Origin of the sequence: Paenibacillus selenitireducens, assembly GCF_002021565.1 — a bacterium.
Taxonomy (GTDB): domain Bacteria; phylum Bacillota; class Bacilli; order Paenibacillales; family Paenibacillaceae; genus Paenibacillus_K; species Paenibacillus_K selenitireducens.
Genome location: NZ_MSZX01000016.1, coordinates 77,406 through 100,987 on the forward strand (window position 1 = coordinate 77,406; position 23,582 = coordinate 100,987).

Sequence of the window (23,582 nt, forward strand, 5' to 3'; positions counted from 1 at the left end):
TTCGTGCTCTATACCGTATCTGAATTGCATGGATAGGCGCAATAGAGGAAATCACACTGGGAAGCTTCCACCAGAAAACCGCCCGCGTTCTTACGCGAGCGGAGTTTAAGGAAGGATTTATTTACTTATACACATGTGGATAAGCTCTGCTGATTTTGAGTTGTCCACATGGGGATGACGGTTTCGAATTAACCGCCCCACCACCGTTTTACGTCCTCCCACCAAGAGCGGCGCTGCGTCGGATTTTCATTGGTTTCATTTTTGGTCTCTTCCCCTTGATGAACCGTACAAGACACCGTTGGTTCAGTTCCTTTCACAAAGGCCTCTAGACGCTTGTCAGGACAAGCGGTTGTAGCCAATTGCCCCGTATCCGGGTCAATATACACATTCACGACGCCTTCAGGAATGGGGAAGATCTTCGGAGGCACACTGCTTAGTGCCTGCTCGGTATATTGTGCGAATATCGGTGCGGCCTTATGGGCATCTACAGGCGTGATCATCTTTCCTTTGTCGTAGCCTACCCATACAGCGGTTGAAAGTTCAGGCGTGAAGCCGACGAGCCAAGCGTCGGAATCCGTTGTACCCGTCTTCCCTGCCACGGGACGCTTCATCAATGAAGATACGCGATTTCCGGTACCTCCGGTTTCGAACACGCTCTCCATCAAATTCGTGAGCACGTACGTATGTGCAGCATCCGATACTTGCGTGCGCTGAGGGGTAGGCGCATGATACAGCGTATTTCCGTTCGCATCTTTAATTTGGAGGACGGCAGTAGGTTCTACCCGTTCTCCTTGATTACTAATGACGCCATAGGCCGAAGCCATCTCGAACGGACTGACGGGATACGTCCCCAGGGCGAGCGACGGAAGCGGCTGTAAAGGACTGTCGATCCCCATTTTTCGCGCCATTTCGACAACATTCATCGGATCAATTTTCATGATGGTATTGACGGCATAGATATTGTCGGAAGCGGCAATCGCTTTGCGCAGATCAATTTCGCCAAAATATTTGCCTCCGTAATTGCTGGGTTGATACGTCTTCCGGCCATCATCATAATGAAAGAGCGTCGGTTCACTCTTGAAATGGGAGACACTCGTCATCTCATTGGTGGCCAGGGCTGTTAAATACATAATAGGTTTAAAAGCAGAGCCGGGCTGGCGTGTCTTGGCAAATACGCGATTGAATTGATTGGTTCTGTAATTGGTTCCTCCGACCATCGCTTTGACGTAGCCATTGCGCGGGTCTATGGAGATGAGTGCCGTCTGCAGATCGGATTTCGTTGGAATTTGGCTGGCAACGGCTTTCTCCGCTGCTTGCTGAGCGTGCAAGTCCAATGTGGTGTATACCGTAATCCCGCCTTCTGCGAGCAAGGAATCCTCAAAACCTAATTGGTCGACCACTACATTCCGTACATAATCACGGAAGTAGGGAGCAACTTCATGCTCCTGAGGCGCCTCTAACGGTTTGAATTGCAGTAACTGATGGTAGGCAGTATTGGCCTCTGATTGCGTTATATCGCCGCATTCGACCATGTCCTGAAGTACTTTCTTCTGGCGGTCCTTCGCGTTCTTCATATCCCGATAGGGCGAATAGTACTTGGGTCCTTTCGGGACGCCAGCGAGCATCGAGCTTTCCGCTAAGGATAAGTCCTTGGCGTGTTTGCCATAATAGAGTTGTGCAGCAGGCTCGATCCCATAAGCACCGTGGCCGTAATAAATATTATTCAAATAGAGATTGAGGATCTCATCCTTACTGTACTTCATCTCTAATTGGATCGTGTACATGGCTTCTTTGGCTTTACGTGCCCAAGTACGTTCATGTGAAAGGTACAAGTTACGGGCTAACTGCTGCGTTAATGTACTGGCACCTTGTTTCATTTCCATATGCTCGATATTCACAAGTGTGGCCCGCGCCATGCCCTTAATATCGAATCCAATATGGTTATAGAAGTTGCGGTCTTCCACGGCTAATGTTGCGTGAATGAGATCCGCTGAGATGTCGGAAAGTGTAACGCGCTGCCGCTGTATGCCGGATTGAGGCTGGAAATACCCGATGATTCTGCCTTCCATATCGACGAGTTTGGAGGATTGTCCCATCGTGGATACAGGGAGCGATTGGGTGTGCAAATAAAAGAGGAAGCCTCCCGTACCGCATAGAAAGAGCAGGAATAGCAAGCCTATAGCCGAAGCGATTCGCTTCTTTCTAGAGGGCTTCTCAGATTGATTCGATTCAGCAGTGGTCGCTCTTAACTTAGATCTGCTTGCTTGATGTCGCGCCATACCGCTTCATCCTTTCTCGTTCCATTCTGGGTGAAATACACCATATCATTTAGTATGGAAAAAGTTAGAAGTACGTATTCATAGCTGGCGCGAAATATTAAATTTTTGATTATCCTCTTTATTATGTTGCTTTTTTGGTAAGTTTTATTATAATACAACTTGTTAAAAAAACTTGGGAAAGAGCGTGATACGTAATCGTCCCTACACGATTATCTTACAAAAGAAAGAAGGCTAACTACGATGGAATTGTGGTACACGGAGAAGCAAACGGAATCTTATGGCATTACAGCAAAAGTTAAAGAGACGTTTGTAACAGAAAAAACAGATTTTCAAGATTTAGCGATGATTGATACGGAAGAATTCGGACGTATGCTCGTCTTGGACGGCATGGTTATGACAACGATTAAAGATGAGTTCGTCTATCATGAAATGGTAGCGCATCCCGCGTTGTACACCCACCCCAATCCGAAGCATGTACTTGTTGTAGGCGGCGGCGACGGCGGCGTTATTCGTGAAGTATTGAAACATCCGCAAGTGGAGAAAGCTGTTTTGGTTGAGATTGACGGTAAAGTAATTGAGTACTCGAAGAAATATTTGCCGGAGATCGCCGGAGAACTGGACAATCCACGTGTTGAAGTGATCGTTGGTGACGGATTCATGCACATTCACGAGGCAAAAGACAAATATGATGTTGTTATGGTGGACTCGACAGAGCCGGTTGGACCTGCAGCACCATTGTTCGAACGCGGTTTTTATCAAGGGATCTTTGAAGCATTAAAAGAAGACGGTATCTTCGTTGCACAGACAGACAACCCTTGGTTCAAAGCGGATTTGATCCAAAAAGTAAATAAAGACGTCAAAGAAATTTTCCCGATCGTTCGTGTATTTGCAGCGAATGTACCTACGTACCCAAGCGGATTGTGGACATTTACGATGGGCAGCAAGAAGCATGACCCACTCGAAGTAGACGAGACTCAAATTCCGGAAATCAATACAAAATACTACAGCCCACGTCTGCACAAAGCGGCATTTGTATTGCCTAAATTTGTAGAAGACTTGGTGAAATAGGAGGAAGCGAATCCATGCGTTTAGACCAAGCTTACTCCGGGAATGTATTTATTTGCAGTTCGGATGATTATGAGAATTCCAAGGCTGTCATTTACGGCATGCCGATGGACTTCACGGTTAGCTTCCGCCCAGGATCGCGTTTTGGTCCGGCCCGTATCCGTGAGGTGTCGATCGGTCTTGAAGAATACAGCCCTTATTTAGATAAAGATATTACAGACATGACGTATTTCGATGCGGGCGATTTGTTATTGCCTTTCGGTAACCCGGCACGCAGCTTGGACATTATCGGCGAATTCGTAGGCAAGTTGTTAGCTGACGATAAATTCCCGATTGGACTTGGCGGAGAGCATCTTGTATCCTGGCCTATCTTCCAAGAGGTGTTCAAGAAGTACCCAGATTTAGCCATTATTCATTTCGATGCACATGCTGACTTGCGTGAATCGTATGAAGGCGAGCCGTTATCGCACTCCACGCCGCTTCGCAAAGCTGCGGGCCTGATCGGCGGAAAGAATATTTATCAATTCGGTATTCGTTCCGGATCGCGTGAAGAATTCCAATATGCGCGGGAGAACATTAACTTCCATCCGTTCGAAGTATTGGAACCTTTGAAGAAAGTATTGCCAGAACTTGCAGGACGCCCTGTGTACGTTACGATTGATATCGACGTGCTTGATCCATCCGCTGCGCCTGGAACAGGAACTGCGGAAGCAGGCGGAATTACATCCAAGGAATTGCTTGCCGCTGTGCACGCGATTGCAGGATCTGACGTAAATGTCGTAGGCTGCGACTTGGTTGAAGTAGCGCCTGCGTATGATCCGACAGAACAGACGCAGATTGTTGCTGCGAAAGTGATTCGCGAAATGCTGCTTGGATTCGTTAAATAATTCGACAAGGTCAGGAAGTCGTTGGTTGCCAACGATTACCTGACCTTTATTTTTTACACCCTCCTTAAGCATGCTGTATACTAATGTTTGCATCTTAGAGGAGGTTTCATCTTGTTTTTAGCGTTATATACGAATATCGAATCCATGAAAAGGTTTATGCTAACCAATTCAGCGAGCATCGTACTTAACTTCATTTCGCTATTAGCGATTTATGTATTTATATATGGATTTTACTTTCGAAAGTTGTCCCCGTTTTTTCGCAAAGAATATCGATACATTTCACATCTTCAATTTGGCGCAATCGGCGGGATATTAGGAAGTATCACGGTCGTGCTTACAGCCGGCTACACGTTTGGCCATTTTTACAATTTAGAGGCTGTCGCCATGGAATTAAGGACCTATTTTGTGTTTATCGCCTTATGCGGCGGCGGCTGGATTTCGGGTCTTGTCACCTGGGTGTGTATAGCGGCCATGCGTTGGATCGTGGATGGGAGCATCATCTACTTTTTGCAAGTCAATTCCATCGATATGATTGTTATTGTTTTTACCCTAATTGTTCTTCGTATGGATCTTTCCAGAACGTTGAAATGGGTGATTATGACGCTCGGAGCAGCCGTGCTGCAGTCGGGGTTATTTATTTTTAGGGGCATGGCGATCCGCGAAGCAATGATTTATTTTCTTGCGACGATGGTGGTATCTTTTGTCGTGTTTTGCTTCCTATTCTACGTGATACAAGCAGCTCAGATGTTTATTTATTTTAAGGAAAACGCCATGCAGGATTACTTGACCAAGTTGGATAATGTTCGTGCTTTACATGCAAAAATCGTTCATTTGGTCAAGCGGTTGCGGTATCAGGAGGATAAGCAGTACGTTGTCGTGCTGGCGGATATCGATCATTTTAAGCGGGTGAACGATACGTTTGGCCATGCCGCAGGTGACGAGGTTCTGAAGCAATTTGCCGGTCTGCTTGCTCATTATTGTCCGAAAGATGATATTGTCGCGCGAATGGGCGGTGAAGAATTCTGTATGATTCTTTCTGCGAATCTTGCTGAAGGAGAGCGATTAGCGGAAAGATTGCGTGCGGATGTGGAGCACAACCCTTTCATTTTGCCGAGCGGCAGTTCCGTTCAAGTGACGGTATCGTTCGGGTTATCGATAGGTGATCGTGGCAGCGTGCAGAAGGTGAATGATATGTATAACGTGATCGACGAAGCGGATAAGGCGCTGTATATGTCGAAGGCCAAAGGAAGAAATAAGGTGACGGTATACCGGAAGGATGAGACGATGGATGATTAATCTATTTATTTTTTTCACCTGAAGGATACGGAAATCGAGCCGTTATAGGGGGCAACCTTTATGACGGTTTTTTTGGCGAAGTTATCAGGAACTGTTTGAATTCAGAGGACGAACTGGGTATAGTAGTGAAATAGAATGAATGTGACAGGAGCGCTTACGTAATGTCGAAGAAACATCCCGTGCGGGTGCGCCTTGTGAGTCATCAAGATCAAGGGCAGACCGTGCAAGAGTACAGCGGGGAACGTATCGATAAAGGGAGCAGTATCTATATTCGGTATGAAGAGTCTGGAGAAGGCTTACCCCAAGGGACAGACAAGGACAAGACCATAACGACGGTGAAGATCGAACGTGAGATCATCAAGATTATTCGTCATGGTACCGTGCAATCCGAGCAATCTTTTCAATTAGGGCGTCGGTTGCCCGGGTTCTATCGATCCCCTTATGTGAATACGCAATTATCGCAAGAGACGACCCACATGCACATGGATATGCAGGAAGTCGAGGGCATTGTCGAGTGGAGCTACGAGCTATTCGCTTATGACGAGAGCACAGGACAATTCAAGATTAGTTTAACCATACAGGAGGAACAGGAAAATGAGTCAGAATGAGGGTACATTAGATCAATTATACACCGCAGTGAAGGAAGCGATCGGGGATGCGGTAGTTGTTGCAGGATTGGTGACTAGAGAAGAACTTCCTGCATTTGTTATCGAGGTGCCGAAGGATAAGGCGCATGGCGACTTGGCAACGAATGCAGCGATGCAGCTGACGAAGATTGCGAAGAAGAACCCGCGACTAATCGCAGAAGCGATTATTGCAAATTTAGACAAGAGTAAAGCGTCGATTGAAAGTGCAGAAATTGCCGGACCGGGCTTTATTAACTTTCGCCTGAACAAAAGCTACTTGTACAACGTCATTGAGGAAGTCGCGGCCAAAGGAGCGGACTATGGACGTGTGCCGGCCAGATTAGGCCAGAAGGTTCAAGTCGAGTTCGTGAGTGCAAACCCAACAGGCAGCTTGCATCTTGGACATGCGCGTGGTGCGGCGGTGGGTGATGCCTTATGTAACGTGCTTGATTTCGCGGGTTACGACGTGACACGTGAGTATTATATTAATGATGCAGGGAACCAAGTGGTGAACCTATGCAAATCCATCGAAGTGCGTTATAAGCAAGAACTAGGTGTCGATGCGGAGATGCCTGAAGATGGATACTTCGGGGAAGATATTCGCGGATTCGCGAAAGAATTGGTTGCCGAGAAAGGCAACAGCTTGCTTTCCCTATCCGATGAGGAGCGTACGAAGTTCTTCCGTACGTATGGGCTTGAGAAAGAATTGGACAAAATTAAGCGCGATCTAGGACGCTTTAACGTGAAATTTGACGAATGGTTTAGTGAGACATCCCTCTACGAAACGGGTGCTGTTGTCGAATCGTTGGACGAACTTAAAGCAAGAGGCCAAGTATTCGAAGATGGCGGAGCAACTTGGCTGCGTACAACACCATATGGCGATGACAAGGATCGCGTATTGGTGAAGAACGACGGCACGTACACCTATTTAACGCCGGATATTGCGTATCACCGTAACAAATATGCGCGTGGCTATGACCAAATGATTAACATTTGGGGAGCGGATCACCACGGGTATATTCCACGGATGAAGGCAGCGATGGAAGCGTTAGGGAATGATCCGGCGAAGTTAACGGTGCTCATCGCACAGATGGTTAGCTTGTTCCAGAACGGTGAGAAAGTGAAAATGTCCAAACGTACGGGTAAAGCCGTAACGATGGAAGATCTAATGGACGAAGTGGGCGTGGATGCGATTCGTTATTTCTTCACGATGCGTTCGATGGACTCGCATCTTGATTTTGATATGGATTTAGCGATTTCCACATCCAATGAGAATCCTGTGTTCTATGTGCAATATGCGCATGCGCGTATTTGCAGTATTTTCCGTCAAGCGGAGGAACAGAACGTAGAGGTGCTTCCGTTATCACAAGTCGATTTAAGCAAGCTGACCACGGAGCATGAATACGATTTGCTGCGCAAGATCGGGGAGCTTCCTGAAGAAATTGCTGTTGCGGCACAAGGATATGCACCGCACCGCTTGATTCGATATGTCTATGAAATTGCTTCGCTTTTCCATAGCTATTACAGAGCAGAGCGCGTCATTGTTGACGACGCGCAAGTGACGCAAGCGCGACTCGCCTTGCTCGGCGCGCTGCGCACGACCATCGCCAACGTGCTGCGCCTCGTTGGCGTGTCCGCGCCAGATCGCATGTAGCCACATGCGATCCATGGCGCGGGCTTCGCGCACGGCCTCGTAGGCCGCGTGCGCGCACAGCCACAGAACAGCCCCACCGCGAGCCTTTGGCATGCGGTGGGGCTGTTCTAGTCTACGCTTTCGCCTCGCGCAGCAGGCGCAGCGCATCGACCTCGCCGGGCGCCTTGCTGTGCAGACGGCGCCCGCGGATGGTCGAGGCGGATCGTCGCAGCAGCGACTTTATCTCGCCAGGCGTTAAGGTGGGGTTCTGCGCAAGCAGCAAGGCGATCGCGCCACTGACATGGGATGTCGCCATTGAAGTACCGCTCATCTCGTTGTAATTGCCGCGGAGCCACGAGGAGACGATTTTATCGCCAGGCGCATAGATATCAATAAAGCTCCCGCGGTTGCTGAATTTTGCGACACGGCGCTGCCGATTGGTTGCGCCAACCGAAATCGTCTGCGGGTACCGCGCAGGGTAATCAATCGATTTTCGCTTCGCATCATTGCCAGAAGAGGCAACGATAACGATGCCTGCGTTGTAAGCATTCATAACCGCATTTAATAAGGACTTGCTGCTCGATTTCATGCCAAAGCTCATGTTTATGATATTCATTCGATTACGAACACACCAATCAATGCCAAGAATAATATCGGATACATAAGCAGATCCGTTATGGTCAAAAGCCTTAACAGGGTGTATTAATGCACGCGGAGCGACACCTATAATTCCTTTCATTTGGTTGGCAGCGGCAATCGTACCTGCGATATGGGTGCCATGTCCGTTGTCATCATGTGGTAACATGTTGCGGTTCAGCAGGTTAATGCCGCGCATGAGAGAATGCCGAAGATCCGGGTGTCTGTAATCGACGCCGGTATCGATGACACCGATCTTAATCCGGTGTCCTGTGGTCGTTGCCCACGTTTGCGGGGCTCGAATTTGCTGGACTCCCCAGGGAATGCCGTGATCCCATTGCACACTGGTTTTATGAAGCGTCCCATGGACCTTCATACGTGTATCTTCCTCAAAGAAGATATCGTTCTTGAATTTATTCAGCTTTCCCTCCGGGATGGCAGGGCAGATCATCGCATGAATAATTCGGGACGGCTGGACTGCGCTCAGCATGGTAAGGGACGATTTCAACTTCATAAAGTGCGACATACACTTGCGGTAGTCGCGGGAATGGGCGAAGCGTATGATTTGTTTCTTGTGGGAGCCGTCTCCCCGTGCAATTTCGTCATTCAGCAGTTGTAAAAAGGTTGAGTAGTCCAATCTGGAGTCCCCTCCTGACTAACCATGTTGAGGTATAGTATGTTTGGCTCGAAAAGAGGGACTGGGTAACATGCCTTTTTTATAAGAATTAGGCCTTCTATCGTGTCAAAGTTGCGTGGGGGACATAGTATGAAGGGAGAGCCTAAGAGGGTTCTTTATGAGTACAAGGCGTTTGGAGAGCAATCTTCAAGCCGGATACAGTCGCGCGAAGGGTGATCCCCTTCGCATTTTCTTGTAGGGAGCTGTTCTTAGCTCAACTTCTGCACATACATATGGAAAATGTATTTTTCTTCTGTTCTTTGCCTTACGCCAAAACAATCAAGCTTAGTCGCCTAAGCTTTTTGTCTTTCATCGTTTCTGTCCAAAAGGGTCTTCAATTTTGAGCTTTTCCCTTCCCATGGCGTGTCTAGCTTCTAGCTTTTTTAGTCAAGCTTGCATTTTTAAGTTAAATAGGTTTTACTTATGTTTGATATGGATATGTTAGAAAAAGAATGTTGCTGTGAACATTGTGAGAGAGGAAGTGTCCTTCAATGAGCACCCCGTTTCAATTAAAAATTGATCCTGAGAAAGTGCACGAGATCCCGATGGTCGACCTCGCGTTTGAAATCCTAAGAGCGGCGAATAACCCATTTTATTACCGGGACCTTATGAATGAAGTAGCTAAATTAAGAGGTCTATCTGATGAAGACATCAAAGAAGTCATCGCTCAGCTTTACACAGAAATTAATATTGACGGTCGTTTTGCATGCGTCGGTACGAATCTGTGGGGCTTGAAACGTTGGTACCCAATTGAACGTTCAGAAGATCCAGTATCCAATGCCAAACGCCCTCGCATCATCAACGATGAAGACGATGATTTGATGGATGATGATGAGTTGTTTGCAGAAGAGGAAGAAGAAACTTATGCTTCAGACGATGAAGATTTCGATCACATGGATGAAGACAGTGAAGAAATCTACACCGATGAAGAAGAAGAAGCTGAAGTTGAAGATGAGTCACTGATCGATGATGAAGAGCTGGCGGATGAAGAAGAATCGGATGAAGACAGCGAAGAAGATGAGTTTGACGATTTAGAAGACGATGACAATAAATAAGAAAACCCTCAGCCATTCGAAGATGAGCGACCTACAAGTTTTGCTTGCAAAACTCGCTTCGAAAGCAAGGTGGTTTTTATCGCCAAATAGAATTTTTAAGTTTCGATTCATCGAAGCTTAAAAATTCTATTGAGGCAACAAAAGTCATACTCGCAATAAGTTCTAAGACTCCGCTGTGAATTGACGGGGGATGTCACTTGACAGCGGACTTGGGACAGAGTAAACTATTTTCTGGGCTTAAGATTTATTTAGCAATATATAACCTTTTCATAAAAAAAGTGCCCCGTGGCTACGGGAGTCACTTTTTTGTTTTTTTTATCAAGTTTTTTGGTGAAATGGGTAACGCTAAGAGGAACGAACTTGGCATTATGCATCATTTTTGGCGTGGGCAGGCGATGCTTAGAAATCGCGTTGTTTTAAATGTTTAGGAGGGTATGGATTGTGACAAAATATATTTTCGTGACGGGCGGAGTAGTATCTTCTTTAGGTAAAGGGATCACAGCAGCATCGCTTGGAAGATTGTTGAAGAACCGTGGGTTAAAAGTAACGATTCAAAAATTTGACCCTTACATTAACGTAGACCCAGGGACCATGAGTCCTTATCAACACGGTGAAGTGTTCGTAACCGATGATGGTGCGGAAACGGATTTGGATTTAGGACACTATGAACGTTTTATTGATATTAACTTATCCAAAGCAAGCAATGTAACGACGGGTAAAGTGTATTCATCCGTTATTTCGAAAGAGCGCCGCGGTGAATACCTAGGCGGAACGGTACAAGTTATTCCACATATTACGAATGAAATCAAAGAACGTGTATTCCGTGCAGGGAAAGAAGCGGGATCCGACGTTGTTATTACAGAAATCGGCGGTACAGTCGGGGATATCGAGAGCTTGCCATTCTTGGAAGCCATTCGCCAAATTAAGAGCGATATCGGCCGTGAGAATGTGATGTATATCCATTGTACGTTGATTCCATATATTAAAGCCGCGGGCGAAGTGAAAACAAAACCGACACAACACAGTGTTAAAGAACTTCGCAGTATCGGTATTCAACCAAATGTCATCGTATGCCGTACGGAGTATGAGCTTACCGAAGACATGAAACGCAAAATCGCATTGTTCTGCGACATTGATGCGAATGCCGTTGTCGAGTGCCGTGATGCGGAGACATTGTATGAAGTACCTTTGAACTTGCAAGCTGAAGGTTTGGATGAAATTGTTGTGAACCATTTGAAGCTAACAACAACACCTCCGGACATGACGGATTGGGTGAAGCTTGTAGATCGTGTGAAGAAGCTTCAACATTCGGTTGAAATTGCAATCGTAGGTAAATATGTTGCATTGCATGATGCTTATTTGAGTATTGTTGAGTCTTTATCCCATGCTGGATTTGATTCGAATTCTGATGTGAAAGTACGTTGGGTGAACGCAGAAGAATTAACGGAAAGCAATGTAGATGAATACTTAAGCGGCGTACAAGGAATCTTGGTTCCAGGCGGTTTTGGCGATCGCGGGATCGAAGGCAAGATTTCGGCAATCAGCTATGCGCGCGAACGCAAAATTCCGTTCTTCGGTATTTGCTTAGGCATGCAAGTTGCTGTTATCGATGTAGCTCGTAACCTGGCAGGTCTAAAAGGCGCGAACAGCTCCGAGATCAATCCAACAACAGACTACCCTGTTATTGATTTGTTGCCAGAACAAAAAGATATCGAAGATATGGGCGGTACGATGCGCCTAGGTCTATATCCTTGTAAATTGCAACCGGGTACGCTTGCGATGGAATGCTACGATGATGAGCTTGTCTATGAGAGACACCGTCACCGGTACGAATTCAACAACGAATACCGTGAAGTGATTGAACGCGCAGGTCTTGTGATTTCAGGTACTTCGCCAGACGGCCGTTTGGTTGAGATCGTGGAATTACCGGATCACCCGTGGTTCTTAGCGGTACAATTCCATCCGGAATTCATCTCGCGTCCGAACCGTCCGCAACCGTTATTCCGTGAGTTCGTGAAAGCTGCGTTGCAACATAGCCGTTAATAACCTTTTTGTTTTTTTCCAAGATCAGGAGGAATTTGAGATTCCTTCCCGAATATAGTACGGATACGAAGTGAGCAAAAGGCAGCACCTTTGATCCATATATATTCGCCTGTTTACTTATGGGAGGGGATCGCTTGGAGAAGAAAAAAGTATTAATTGTTGATGATCAGAATGGAATTCGCGTATTACTGATGGAGGTATTTGGCAGCGAAGGCTACCAGACCTTTCAGGCAGCGAACGGAAAGCTCGCGCTCGAGATTGTACGCAAGGAACAACCGGACATGGTATTGCTCGATATGAAGATACCAGGGATGGATGGTCTAGAGATTCTGAAGCATATCAAGCAAATTGATCCAGCGCTGCGAGTCATCATGATGACGGCTTATGGCGAATTGGACATGATTAAGGAAGCGACAGATCTTGGAGCACTCATGCACTTCACCAAACCGTTTGATATTGACGAGATCCGTATCGCCGTAAACATGCAATTGCGCGATGGAATACACGCCTAACAGGACCTGATTCAGGTCCTGTTTTACTTTGTGGCGGTATTCATCTAATCGCGGTCGCTCATCTTCGAAAGGCTTCGCTATAGGTTTTCTCATTTTGTGAGGAGCTTGTTTACTATTTGTTCCGATGTTGTGGTATAATACTCGGGTAATGAAAGTAATTGAAAACAAATAATTCGGATCCGACGACAAAGCTTAAGTTTTCTAGCTCTGTTCTAGGTTTTCACGTATTGAAATATGCATTGAAATAGATAACTTGGGAAAGCACCGCCTCGTCGGTGTCTTTCCCTTTATATAAGCTATTATTTAGTTGTCTATTACTTAACTGCATACATAGGAGGACTTTCTAACTCTATGGAAAAGTTAATGATTTGCGGTGGCCGTCCGCTGCGTGGTACGGTGCAAATAAGCGGTGCGAAGAACAGCGCTGTGGCACTCATTCCAGCGGCCATCTTAGCCGAGACCGAAGTAGTACTTGATAATTTACCATTAATTAGCGACGTAGCGACGTATGCGGAAATTCTAGAAGGACTGGGTGCAACGGTTACGCTGGCGGGAAGTCAGATTCGTGTAGACCCATCGCAGTTGAAATCCATTCCGATGCCGAATGGACCCGTTAAGAAATTAAGAGCTTCTTATTATTTAATGGGTGCAATGTTAGGACGTTTTGGTGAAGCGACAATCGGTATGCCGGGAGGATGTAACTTCGAACCCCGCCCGATTGATCAGCATATTAAAGGTTTTGAAGCATTGGGTGCTACGGTAACCAATGATCATGGTTCGATTCATATTTATGCCAAAGAACTTCGCGGAGCGAAAATTTATTTGGATGTCGCTAGCGTTGGAGCAACCATTAATATTATGCTTGCAGCCTCACGGGCTAAGGGCTCAACTATTATTGAAAATGCGGCCAAAGAGCCTGAAATTATAGATGTAGCAACGTTACTTAACGCCATGGGCGCTAAAATAAAAGGCGCGGGGACAGAAACCATTCGAATTGAAGGTGTCGACCGTATGCGAGGATGCCGTCATTCGATCATTCCAGACCGCATTCAAGCCGGAACGTATATGATTATTGCAGCAGCAACGCGTGGAGACGTGCTGATTGATAATGTGATCCCAAAACATTTGGAGGCATTGACTGCGAAATTGCAGGAGATGGGCGTTCAGATTGAGGAGATGGATGAGTCTATCCGAGTCATAGGTCAACCGGAGTACACGAGTGTAGATGTGAAGGCGCTGGTCTATCCTGGATTTGCAACAGATCTACAATCTCCGATGACCACCTTGCTTACACAGGCTAAAGGCGTAAGCATTATGTCAGACTATGTGTATAGCAATCGTTTCAAGAACGTTCCTGAATTGCTTCGTATGGGTGCGAAGATTCGTGTTGAGGGGCGCTCGGCGATTATTGAAGGAACGAAGTTAAATGCGGCCAAAGTAAAAGCAACGGATTTACGCGCTGGTGCTTCCCTTGTGATTGCTGCATTAACAGTTGACGATGGAATTACGGAAATTACGGGTGTGGAATATATTGACCGCGGCTATGATAATCTCGTACAGAATCTACGGGATCTAGGCGCAGACGTATGGCGCGAGACGCTTGTAGCAGCTGAATAAACGGCTATCTTTTCGGGCATACTGGTCGAATAGTTATTTTAGAATCTATTAAGGACCCTTCTTGGGTCCACCCATATTTTTTAGATTTATATTTGGAATAGGTGGTTGAATGAATGGATCTTCAAATTGCTGATTTAGAAGAAATGAAGCTAACCGAATTATACAAATTAGCGAAGCAATACCAAATTGCTTATTATGGTCAGATGAAGAAGAAAGAGCTTATTTTTGCAATCCTTCGAGCACAAGCCGAAAAGGGTGGACTTATGTTCATGCAAGGCGTGCTTGAAATTTTGCCGGAAGGCTTTGGGTTTCTTCGTCCTATTAACTATTTGCCGAGTGCAGAAGATATATACATTTCAGCTTCGCAGATCCGCAAGTTCGACTTGCGAACGGGTGATTTAGTCTCGGGGAAATGCAGGCCTCCAAAAGAAAATGAGCGATATTTCGGATTGTTGCAAGTCAATGCAGTCAATGGCGAGAACCCGGACACCGCGGCAGAACGACTCCATTTTCCAGCGTTAACCCCTCTTTATCCGCAAGAAAAGGTAGTTCTTGAATCCTCCCCAACGCATCTTTCGACCAGAATCATGGATATCTTGGCACCTGTAGGACTTGGACAGCGCGGTTTAATCGTAGCTCCCCCTAAAGTAGGTAAAACCCTTCTTCTCAAAGAAATTGCCAATAGTATATCAACCAATTATCCCGAAATTGAACTGTTTGTTCTATTAATTGATGAACGTCCAGAAGAAGTTACGGATATGCAGCGTTCGGTGAAAGGCGAAGTGGTCGCTTCAACATTTGATGAGCTTCCTGAAAATCATATTAAAGTATCAGAACTTGTCCTAGAGCGTGCTTTGCGTCTTGTTGAGCATAAGAAAAATGTGGTTATTTTGATGGATAGTATTACGCGTCTTGCTCGTGCCTACAACTTGGTGGTACCACCATCCGGTCGTACATTGAGCGGGGGTATTGATCCAGCGGCATTCCACCGTCCGAAGCGTTTCTTCGGGTCAGCTCGTAATGTGGAAGAAGGCGGAAGCTTGACCATTATTGCTACAGCTCTTGTGGAGACGGGTTCGCGTATGGATGATATCATTTATGAAGAATTTAAAAGTACAGGGAATATGGAGCTTCATTTGGATCGCAAATTGGCGGAAAGACGGATTTTCCCTGCCATCGATATTCGACGTTCAGGTACACGCCGTGAGGAAATGCTCATGACCAAAGATGCCTTGGATAAAGTATGGGCGATTCGTAAAAATATGAATGAATCCATGGAATTTGTAGATAATTTCTTGAAGAAAATTGGTAAAACAAAAACGAACGAAGAATTCTTCGCTACATTGGACTTGAATCAGACAAGTAACAGTTCATCACCTGCACGTCGAACAGCTCGGACAGCTTCCACAGCATCCAACTCGTCGACAACGTCTCAGGTTAGTAGCGGAAGATAATCAAGGTGTCGTTTGAATTGTTTGAATGAGATAGGAGTGCAGCACGATGTATTTGGTGTACGCAGATGAGCAAGGCAATGTTTATGATCATCCAGAGTTGCTGGCTCTTGCACGGAGTGGCGATATGGTTGTCGAAATACTTGAGGATGAACTTATTCCTCTGCCGGATGGAGCTACACTTGTAAGCTTGCCATTCACTAGACCTATTGGTCTGAATCCGGATACGGGCGAGATGGTTGCAATGCGGAATAACGTACATGCGGTAGGGGCATTGTTGCCGCAAGGTTTTACGCGTTTATGTATTCCGAGTTATGTGAAGACGAACAAAGAAGAGAAGCTGCCGTTATTCGGTTATTCCGCTGTGGTGTGGAAAGAGGGCGCCTTCTTCGTTACGGCACACAAAACAGATGATCCTGAACAATGGAATCCGATGAATTGCGACCGACAAGAATTAGAAGTTCAGGTAGATCGATTGACGAAGGCGTTCCCTGACAATCGGTTGTATCAGCATCTGTCTAATTGTGCGCTAGGCTATGAATGCCTGACTTCTTCGAACACATTTTTGAATCGGTGGGAGGGAGCAGTTCCCGTTTCCTTCTCTTGTAATGCAGGATGCTTTGGATGTATCTCGGAGCAACCGGACGATAGTGGCTTCCCGGCGCCGCAGACGCGCATGAACTTCAAGCCAACCGTAGAAGAAGTGTCGCAGGTGATGTTGACGCATTTAACTACACCAGACTCCATCATTAGTTTTGGGCAAGGATGCGAAGGCGAGCCATCCACGCAAGCCAAAATTATTGTCGAAGCGATGCGTCTCGTTCGGCAGCAGACCCAAATGGGTTACATCAATATTAATACGAACGCGGGATTAACGGATCATATTCGCGCCATCGTGGACGCAGGATTGGATCTTATGCGTGTAAGTACGATTAGTGCGTTGGATGATCACTATAATGCTTACTACAAACCGCGTGGTTATACGCTGAAGAACGTGGAGAAATCCTTGAAGTATGCCTCAGACCAAGGTGTCTACACATCCATTAACTACTTGATTTTCCCAGGTGTGACGGATCGGGAAGAAGAAGTCGAGGCTATGGTTGAATTTGCTCGGCGCACGAACTTGAGATTGATTCAAATGCGTAATCTGAACATTGATCCAGAGAGTTATTTGGAGTTAATCCCTAAGGCGCAAGGGGAAATTCTCGGCATGAAGCAAATGATTGAGATTTTCCAAGCGGAGCTTCCGGATGTTGTCATTGGTTCATACACACATGTTCCTCCTGTGCAATATCGCCGTAAACAGGTCCTTAGCTAACCCGTTTTTTTCATATTGCAGTGCCTGACCCAACATGCTATAATGCATCTATTGTGTCATTATAACTCTGGGTTCGCAAAGAGCTCAGGGCGGAAAGAGGTGAATTCGATGAAACAAGCGATTCAACCGAACTATCACATCACCACAGTTACTTGCGCATGCGGTAATACGTTCGAAACAGGATCCGTGAAGGAAAACCTTCGCGTTGAGATCTGCTCCAACTGTCACCCGCACTTTACAGGTAAGCAAAAATTTGTGGATGCTGGTGGTCGTGTCGATAAATTCAAAAAGAAATACGGCATCTAATCTGCAACTTTTTAAGAGAATCTCCCTGGCTCGGTACCCGAGTTCAGGGAGTTTTTATTTTGTTTTATTGCTAAATATTCTCAAAGGTTGCGCTTTGCAATGAGATAAGCTATACTTAGCCTTACCGTGCTAGATGGGGAGGCAGCGGTGCCCTGTAACTCGCAATCCGCTACAGCGAGGTTGAATCCCTGTTCGAGGTCTTGTCGATGTGAGGTTTGGTCTTTACATGCGACGTTGACGGTCGGGTCTTCCGCAATGGATGCTTATGAATCTGGTCAGGTCCGGAAGGGAGCAGCCATAAGTAAGATGTTCTATGTGCCGGAGGGTAGCCTGGCCCGAGTCGTTCTGTAAGGGTGCCACTCGGATCGCAATGATCGGAAACAGGTGCACGGTACTTACCGTAAATAACGAAACACCATGGCAACATACGTTGCAGATGGTGTTTTTTTGTTTTTGCTTTTTACAAAAGAAGGAAAATCAAGGTTAAAAATCGAATATATTTTATCAAGTTATCAAGTTACGGGGTGAATGGGATGAATGAGTTCTTTACACCGGGTATTGACTTTACTAGGGAAACCTATAATTACTACGTAGAAAGACTCCCTCATATGTTTGCACTCCTTGTTGATTTGAACGGCGTCATACATCGTTGTAACACTGCTTTTACCAAAGTTCTTGGATTTGTTCAGGAAGACGTTCTCGGTCAACCTATTCACGCTTTTTGTGTGGAGTCCTATTCCATGGAAGAGATGATGATACGGTATCAGGAACGCCTTCAGGAGGATCGAATATTTAAGATTCATATCGAGACGAAGATGGGAGACGTTATTCAGGCAGAAACAACGGTCTGCTCCCTTCGTGTTGAAGGAACGCCCATGTATTCCATTATGATGTGTCATACCCGTAATATGCGAGAGCTTAGCTTATTGCAGCAATTTTCAGGCACGTTTATTCGCGATGTGAATCTGGGTGTTATTATTATGGACCGACAATTCAACCTTGTCGATATTAGTGATATGGCCTGTAATATCTTGGGTATTCAGAGTGAAGATGTGATGAACAAGCCGATGCACGATATTTTCAAGGGGATGCCGTTGGAGCATCAGTTGGTGCAGCGAGCCATTCTAGACGGGGTGATCGTTCGTAATCACGCGATGTCTTGGATGAACAATCAAGAGCGTTATGAGCTTCTCATGGATTCGAACGTCTTGCGTGATGAAGAAGGAGATATTGTTGGCGCATACGTTATTTTTAAAGATGTATCCAATCTTAGATCTCTTGAAGAGCAAGTGAATCGTAGTGACCGCCTCGCGATGATCGGACAAATTGCCGCAGGAACTGCCCATGAAATCCGAAATCCACTAACCTCCATCAAAGGTTTTCTTCAAGTATTCAGGAAGACTTTGCAGGATAAGGGGATGGATAAGGAGCAGGGTTATACGGAGATTATGCTGACAGAGCTGAATCGCATTAATGATCTCGTAAGTGAGTTTCTGTTGCTTAGTAAACCGAAGCATGTTTCATTTGACGTCATTGATGTATATACGATTATTAACGAAATGCTTCCGATCATCAGCAATGAAGCGATTCTGCATGACGTGAATGTTGTCTTTGAAGACACACAGTCGGCATGGCCTAACATTGTGGCTGATCGGGAATTATTGAAGCAAGTATTTCTGAACATATGTAAAAATGGTATTGAAGCGATGGTAGACGGCGGGACATTGACGATTTCGGTAAAAATAGATAGATCTCAGCGTATTTGTATTGAGATTCGGGATACAGGTCCTGGCATTCCCTCCTTTATGATTGATAAAATATTCGATCCTTTTTTTACGACCAAGCAGGAGGGGACAGGGCTAGGGCTCTCGATTTGTCAGCGTATTATCCATGATATCGGTGGTGTAATTCGTGTTGCCTCCAAGGGATTTGGAACGACGTTCACCGTCGCGATTCCTTATCATGGCGAGGTGTTGCCGCGCCTTGTGGAACCAAAGACTCAAAAAGGTGCCCTTTCCTAGGAAGAGGGCTATTTTTTTGAACTACTCATTGTAGTATAATGGACTCAGCCTGCGCCGACGCGTGTCGTTGGTAATGGATCTGCTGGCTTGGTATGATCCAAGCTGGCGCGAAAGCATCTGTTGTTCATAGGTTATTCTATCCGTTCAAGCTGCAAGAATGTTTCGAAGAATTCGAAACTTGTATTTAGGATGTGGTAAAATAGCTTATGTAAAGCGACATGTTGAAAGAGGTAACTGCGATGGCTCATATAGCGTTATACCGTGCTTGGCGACCGCAGTCGTTCCAAGACATGGTAGGACAGAAACACATTATTCAGACACTGCAAAACGCTTTGCGTGAACAGCGGTTTTCACATGCTTATTTGTTTAGTGGACCTCGAGGAACGGGGAAGACCAGTACAGCAAAGATTCTAGCGAAAGCTGTTAACTGCGAGCATGGACCTGCGATAGAACCCTGTAATGAGTGTGATGCATGTATTCGAATTACAGCGGGATCCGTGATGGATGTTGTGGAGATTGATGCAGCTTCCAATCGTGGTGTCGAGGAAATCCGTGATCTACGAGAGAAAGTTAAATATGCACCTACAGAAGTGCGCACCAAAGTTTATATTATTGATGAAGTTCACATGTTAACAACAGAAGCATTTAATGCCCTGTTAAAGACGTTGGAGGAACCTCCAGCGCATGTCATGTTCATCCTAGCGACGACAGAACCGCATCGTTTGCCGGCGACGATTTTATCGCGTTGTCAGCGATTTGATTTCCGTCGTGTCTCCCTACAGGAACAAGTAGAGCATTTGCAGAAGATTTGTGAGCGTGAGGAAGTCTCAGCCGAAGAAGATGCGCTATCGTATATTGCTCGTCTATCTGACGGTGGTATGCGTGATGCATTAAGCTTACTTGATCAGGTAGCGTCATTCACGGATGATCGGATTACGTATAAGCAAGTCATGGACATCACGGGTGGAATCCCATCGGACCAGTTCGCTGAGATGGCGGAGGCGATTCGCCGAAATGATGTTGCTTATATCATGACAGCCATTGAAGGATTCATACAGGATGGTAAGAGTGCAGATAAATGCGTTGAGAACTTAATTTATTATTTCCGCGATTTGTTAATGATTAAGATGGTACCTCATGCCGAAGGAATGACGGAGCGAGTGATGGATCCCGATGCATTCCGTGCAACAGCGGAGCCCTTCGCTGCTGAACAACTGTTCCGTATGATCGATACGCTGAATCATTATCAAGTGGAAATGAAATATGCTACAAATCCGCAGACATTATTTGAAGTAGCGATGTTAAAGATATGTACAATGCATCATACGGGGTCATCCCAAGATGCGCAGTCTGTATCGGCAGCATTGGCTCCCCATCAGTCAGCGGATGCGGGGCAAATCAAACAACTTCAACAACAAATAACAGCGTTGGAAAAGCGGGTAGAACATTTGCTTCAATCGGGTGTAGCTGCTGGCTCAGGGAAGGAAGGTTCATCTTCCGGACGAGCAGGTGCTTCGAACCGTGGGGGAGTAAGTTCTTCAAATCGTACGTCAATCGTTGCCAAAATTCCACCGCATATGGATCGGTATGTTACTGAGAAGGATAGTCCTTCATTTGTACAGATTCGTTCGCAATGGGGACGGGTGCTGCAGCGTGTCAAAGAAGAGAAGGTTACCATTCATGCATGGTTTATGGATGGCGAGCCGATATCCGCGACAGATGATGCGGTGTTGGTTGGGTTTAAGAACACCATCCACCGCGATACGACAGAGAGACCAGCGAATCGTCAAGTCATTGAAAGTGTAATGAATGAGGTGCTGGGCAAGCCGCTTAAGTTGGTTACGATGATGTTGAAGGATTGGAGCGCTACCGTCTCGAATCAAGTAGAGACGGCCGGAGAATTGCAGTTGGTTCCGGAAGATGGAGACAGCGCTCTGTCTGAGCAAGGTAAGTCTTCTTCTGAACCTTGGGTTGATCAAGCCATTGAGATGTTTGGAGAAGATCTTGTCGTGATTAAGGATGAATAACGAAGTAAGACCACTATACTAATACAAAGGGGATTACCACAATGAACAATATGAACAATATGATGAAACAAGTGAAGAAAATGCAGGAGCAAATGCTTAAAGCTCAAGAAGAATTGGGAACAAAAGTGATCCAAGGTACATCAGGTGGCGGCGCGATCACGGTCGAAGTAAATGGACATAAGAAAATTTTGAACATTATTATTAAGCCTGAAGTTGTAGATCCAGATGATATCGAAATGTTACAAGACCTTGTAATGACTGCAGTTAACGATGCGCTGACGAAAGCAGAAGACATGGCAAATGATGATATGGGCAAATTCACTGGCGGTATGAAAATCCCAGGCTTGTTCTAATGTATTATCCCGAACCGATTGCCAAACTGATTGATGCCTTTACGCATCTGCCGGGCATTGGTCCGAAGACGGCTGCAAGGCTTGCTTTTCATACGTTGCGAATGAAGGAAGATGATGTGATCGACTTTGCTAAAGCTTTAGTCAATGTCAAACGCAATCTTCACTATTGTTCTGTATGTTGTAATATTACCGATGTGGATCCTTGCCGCATTTGTCAGGATAAGTCGCGGGATGCCTCTTCGATTTGTGTCGTTCAGGAGTCGCGTGATTTGGTTGCCATGGAGCGTACCAAAGAATTTCAAGGCTACTATCATGTGCTTCATGGGGCGATTTCACCTATGGAGGGAATCGGTCCTGACGAAATAAAAGTAGCTGAGTTGCTCAAGCGGCTTAGCGATGAACGTGTACAGGAAATGATTCTTGCGACGAATCCGAATATCGAAGGGGAGGCGACAGCGATGTATTTATCTCGACTGGTCAAACCTTTCGGAATACGCGTAACGCGTATCGCTCATGGATTGCCTGTGGGCGGAGATTTGGAGTATGCGGATGAAGTTACCCTTTCCAAAGCGCTAGAAGGTCGTAGAGAAATCAATTGAATGTTATCGAATGATGAGAAAAGCTCTGTTACAGAGCTTTTTTTGTTTTTCGGTTCTAAGTTTGTCCTTCCGTTGATATGTATGGATAGACGATGTTCTCGGAACAGAGATGTGATGAGATGACTTCGTATCTATGCGGGAGGGATAGCTATGGTTTGGTGGAAATGGTGGAATCGTCGTACACGGGAACAACAGGAGCAAGTGGTATCGGAGAAAATGATGCTGTATAGAGAGATTTGTGCTGCCAAAAATGATTGGGAGAATGCGCATGCGTTATTTCAGGAGGCTGTTGAGGCGGACGAGGTTGATTATGCCATCTATATGTTAGAAGCGACGGAGAAGAGGTATGACATGCTGTTGAAACGGGCGAAGCGCACCAATCTGAGCGTTCTCACATTGAGTGCGTAGAGGAGGGAAGCCTTAATGAAGATCGTTCTAGCGATTATACTTGCCGTTTCTTTATTGTTACTGCTGTACACGGTGCTGAAGTATCGGTTAACTTGGAGATGGCTGCGTGTTTTTTCGGTACAAGTTATCGTTGCCGCGGTTGCCATTTATGCGATAAATTACAGTGGATTTTTCTCAGGATTACATATTCCGCTCAATCCGACAACGATGGCTACAGCAGTATTATTAGGGGTTCCAGGTGTCGTATTAATGGTGTGTTTAAAATTAACTTTGATTTAGTGTTGACAACCGCCTTGATTCTATGATAAATTAATTCTCGCCGCTTCTGATTGAAGTGCCTGAATGAAGAAGTGCTTACGAGCACGACAAAAAACTTCAAAAAAAGTGCTTGACTAAATGAACGGCAATGTGGTATATTATAAAAGTCGCCGCTGAGACAAACGACGACAAAAGATGAGGGTTTTCGATAGAAAACTTTCACGAGAATTGATCTTTGAAAACTGAACAACGAGTGAATTAAAGCATTAAATAAAGAACATTTATGTTCTTGTCAGTTTCAAAATGAGCAAGTCAAACACTTTAATGGAGAGTTTGATCCTGGCTCAGGACGAACGCTGGCGGCGTGCCTAATACATGCAAGTCGAGCGGAGTTATTCCTTCGGGGATAACTTAGCGGCGGACGGGTGAGTAACACGTAGGCAACCTGCCTGTAAGACTGGGATAACTACCGGAAACGGTAGCTAAGACCGGATACACGATTTGATCGCATGATCG

General features: G+C 45.7%; 20 protein-coding genes, 1 rRNA gene and 1 other RNA gene. 20 read left to right on the plus strand and 2 right to left on the minus strand.

The genetic code is table 11. The annotated features are described in order from the left end of the window. Nucleotides 1-188 precede the first annotated feature (188 nt). Nucleotides 189-2,279, minus strand: coding sequence for a transglycosylase domain-containing protein (locus BVG16_RS28370; protein ID WP_078502569.1), 2,091 nt, complete (start codon nucleotides 2,277-2,279; stop codon nucleotides 189-191). 240 nt (nucleotides 2,280-2,519) lie between these two features. Between BVG16_RS28370 and speE the strand changes: the two genes are divergently transcribed. The 5 genes from speE (at nucleotide 2,520) to argS (ending at nucleotide 7,807) form a co-directional block, all read left to right on the plus strand. Then, nucleotides 2,520-3,347: a polyamine aminopropyltransferase gene (gene speE, locus BVG16_RS28375; protein ID WP_078502570.1), complete on the plus strand. Its 828-nt coding sequence runs from the start codon at nucleotides 2,520-2,522 to the stop codon at nucleotides 3,345-3,347. Between the two features lie 14 nt (nucleotides 3,348-3,361). Beyond that, nucleotides 3,362-4,231 (plus strand): agmatinase, encoded by an 870-nt coding sequence (gene speB, locus BVG16_RS28380; protein WP_078502571.1) that lies wholly within the window; start codon nucleotides 3,362-3,364, stop codon nucleotides 4,229-4,231. Between the two features lie 111 nt (nucleotides 4,232-4,342). Continuing rightward, a complete protein-coding gene (locus BVG16_RS28385; protein ID WP_078502572.1) occupies nucleotides 4,343-5,527 on the plus strand; it encodes a GGDEF domain-containing protein in 1,185 nt (394 codons plus the stop codon). 161 nt (nucleotides 5,528-5,688) lie between these two features. Further along, nucleotides 5,689-6,135 carry a DUF1934 domain-containing protein gene (locus BVG16_RS28390; RefSeq protein WP_078502573.1) on the plus strand — a complete coding sequence of 149 codons (447 nt, stop codon included), beginning with the start codon at nucleotides 5,689-5,691 and terminating at the stop codon, nucleotides 6,133-6,135. Continuing rightward, nucleotides 6,122-7,807, plus strand: a complete 1,686-nt coding sequence (gene argS, locus BVG16_RS28395) for an arginine--tRNA ligase (RefSeq protein ID WP_078502574.1) — start codon at nucleotides 6,122-6,124, stop codon at nucleotides 7,805-7,807. The genes BVG16_RS28390 and argS overlap by 14 nt, the downstream gene beginning before the upstream one ends. Nucleotides 7,808-7,919: 112 nt before the next feature. On the opposite strand, the gene BVG16_RS28400 is transcribed toward argS, so the two are convergent. After that, on the minus strand, nucleotides 7,920-9,059 hold the full coding sequence (locus BVG16_RS28400; RefSeq protein ID WP_144027522.1) for a S8 family peptidase: 1,140 nt from the start codon (nucleotides 9,057-9,059) through the stop codon (nucleotides 7,920-7,922). A gap of 530 nt (nucleotides 9,060-9,589) precedes the next feature. On the opposite strand from BVG16_RS28400, the gene rpoE reads away from it, so the two are divergent. The 15 genes from rpoE to BVG16_RS28480 all read left to right on the plus strand — a co-directional run. After that, a complete protein-coding gene (gene rpoE, locus BVG16_RS28405) occupies nucleotides 9,590-10,153 on the plus strand; it encodes a DNA-directed RNA polymerase subunit delta (protein ID WP_078502575.1) in 564 nt (187 codons plus the stop codon). 441 nt (nucleotides 10,154-10,594) lie between these two features. Beyond that, the gene (locus BVG16_RS28415; RefSeq protein ID WP_078502577.1) at nucleotides 10,595-12,196 is read left to right on the plus strand and encodes a CTP synthase; all 1,602 of its coding nucleotides are present in this window, start codon (nucleotides 10,595-10,597) and stop codon (nucleotides 12,194-12,196) included. A gap of 134 nt (nucleotides 12,197-12,330) precedes the next feature. Next, nucleotides 12,331-12,708, plus strand: coding sequence for a response regulator (locus BVG16_RS28420; protein WP_078502578.1), 378 nt, complete (start codon nucleotides 12,331-12,333; stop codon nucleotides 12,706-12,708). 351 nt (nucleotides 12,709-13,059) lie between these two features. Further along, on the plus strand, nucleotides 13,060-14,325 hold the full coding sequence (locus tag BVG16_RS28425; RefSeq protein ID WP_078502579.1) for a UDP-N-acetylglucosamine 1-carboxyvinyltransferase: 1,266 nt from the start codon (nucleotides 13,060-13,062) through the stop codon (nucleotides 14,323-14,325). Nucleotides 14,326-14,438: 113 nt separating this feature from the next. After that, the gene (rho, locus tag BVG16_RS28430) at nucleotides 14,439-15,779 is read left to right on the plus strand and encodes a transcription termination factor Rho (RefSeq protein ID WP_078502580.1); all 1,341 of its coding nucleotides are present in this window, start codon (nucleotides 14,439-14,441) and stop codon (nucleotides 15,777-15,779) included. A 46-nt stretch (nucleotides 15,780-15,825) separates the two neighbouring features. Continuing rightward, nucleotides 15,826-17,094, plus strand: a complete 1,269-nt coding sequence (locus tag BVG16_RS28435; RefSeq protein ID WP_078502581.1) for a radical SAM protein — start codon at nucleotides 15,826-15,828, stop codon at nucleotides 17,092-17,094. Between the two features lie 108 nt (nucleotides 17,095-17,202). Next, a complete protein-coding gene (gene rpmE, locus BVG16_RS28440; protein WP_078502582.1) occupies nucleotides 17,203-17,400 on the plus strand; it encodes a 50S ribosomal protein L31 in 198 nt (65 codons plus the stop codon). 124 nt (nucleotides 17,401-17,524) lie between these two features. Then, nucleotides 17,525-17,792: signal recognition particle sRNA large type (ffs, locus tag BVG16_RS28445), an RNA gene on the plus strand. A 141-nt stretch (nucleotides 17,793-17,933) separates the two neighbouring features. Further along, complete coding sequence (locus BVG16_RS28450) at nucleotides 17,934-19,421, plus strand: ATP-binding protein (RefSeq protein ID WP_078502583.1); 1,488 nt, start codon at nucleotides 17,934-17,936, stop codon at nucleotides 19,419-19,421. Nucleotides 19,422-19,660: 239 nt separating this feature from the next. Then, nucleotides 19,661-21,448: a DNA polymerase III subunit gamma/tau gene (dnaX, locus tag BVG16_RS28455; protein ID WP_078502584.1), complete on the plus strand. Its 1,788-nt coding sequence runs from the start codon at nucleotides 19,661-19,663 to the stop codon at nucleotides 21,446-21,448. Nucleotides 21,449-21,489: 41 nt separating this feature from the next. Next, nucleotides 21,490-21,801: a YbaB/EbfC family nucleoid-associated protein gene (locus BVG16_RS28460; protein ID WP_078502585.1), complete on the plus strand. Its 312-nt coding sequence runs from the start codon at nucleotides 21,490-21,492 to the stop codon at nucleotides 21,799-21,801. Then, nucleotides 21,801-22,400: a recombination mediator RecR gene (gene recR, locus BVG16_RS28465; RefSeq protein WP_078502586.1), complete on the plus strand. Its 600-nt coding sequence runs from the start codon at nucleotides 21,801-21,803 to the stop codon at nucleotides 22,398-22,400. The genes BVG16_RS28460 and recR overlap by 1 nt, the downstream gene beginning before the upstream one ends. Before the next feature lie 150 nt (nucleotides 22,401-22,550). Further along, nucleotides 22,551-22,808 (plus strand): DUF2508 family protein, encoded by a 258-nt coding sequence (locus BVG16_RS28470; RefSeq protein ID WP_078502587.1) that lies wholly within the window; start codon nucleotides 22,551-22,553, stop codon nucleotides 22,806-22,808. 15 nt (nucleotides 22,809-22,823) lie between these two features. Beyond that, nucleotides 22,824-23,087, plus strand: coding sequence for a pro-sigmaK processing inhibitor BofA family protein (locus BVG16_RS28475; protein ID WP_078502588.1), 264 nt, complete (start codon nucleotides 22,824-22,826; stop codon nucleotides 23,085-23,087). Nucleotides 23,088-23,387: 300 nt separating this feature from the next. Next, nucleotides 23,388-23,582: ribosomal RNA gene (locus tag BVG16_RS28480) — 16S ribosomal RNA — on the plus strand; the annotation flags it as partial.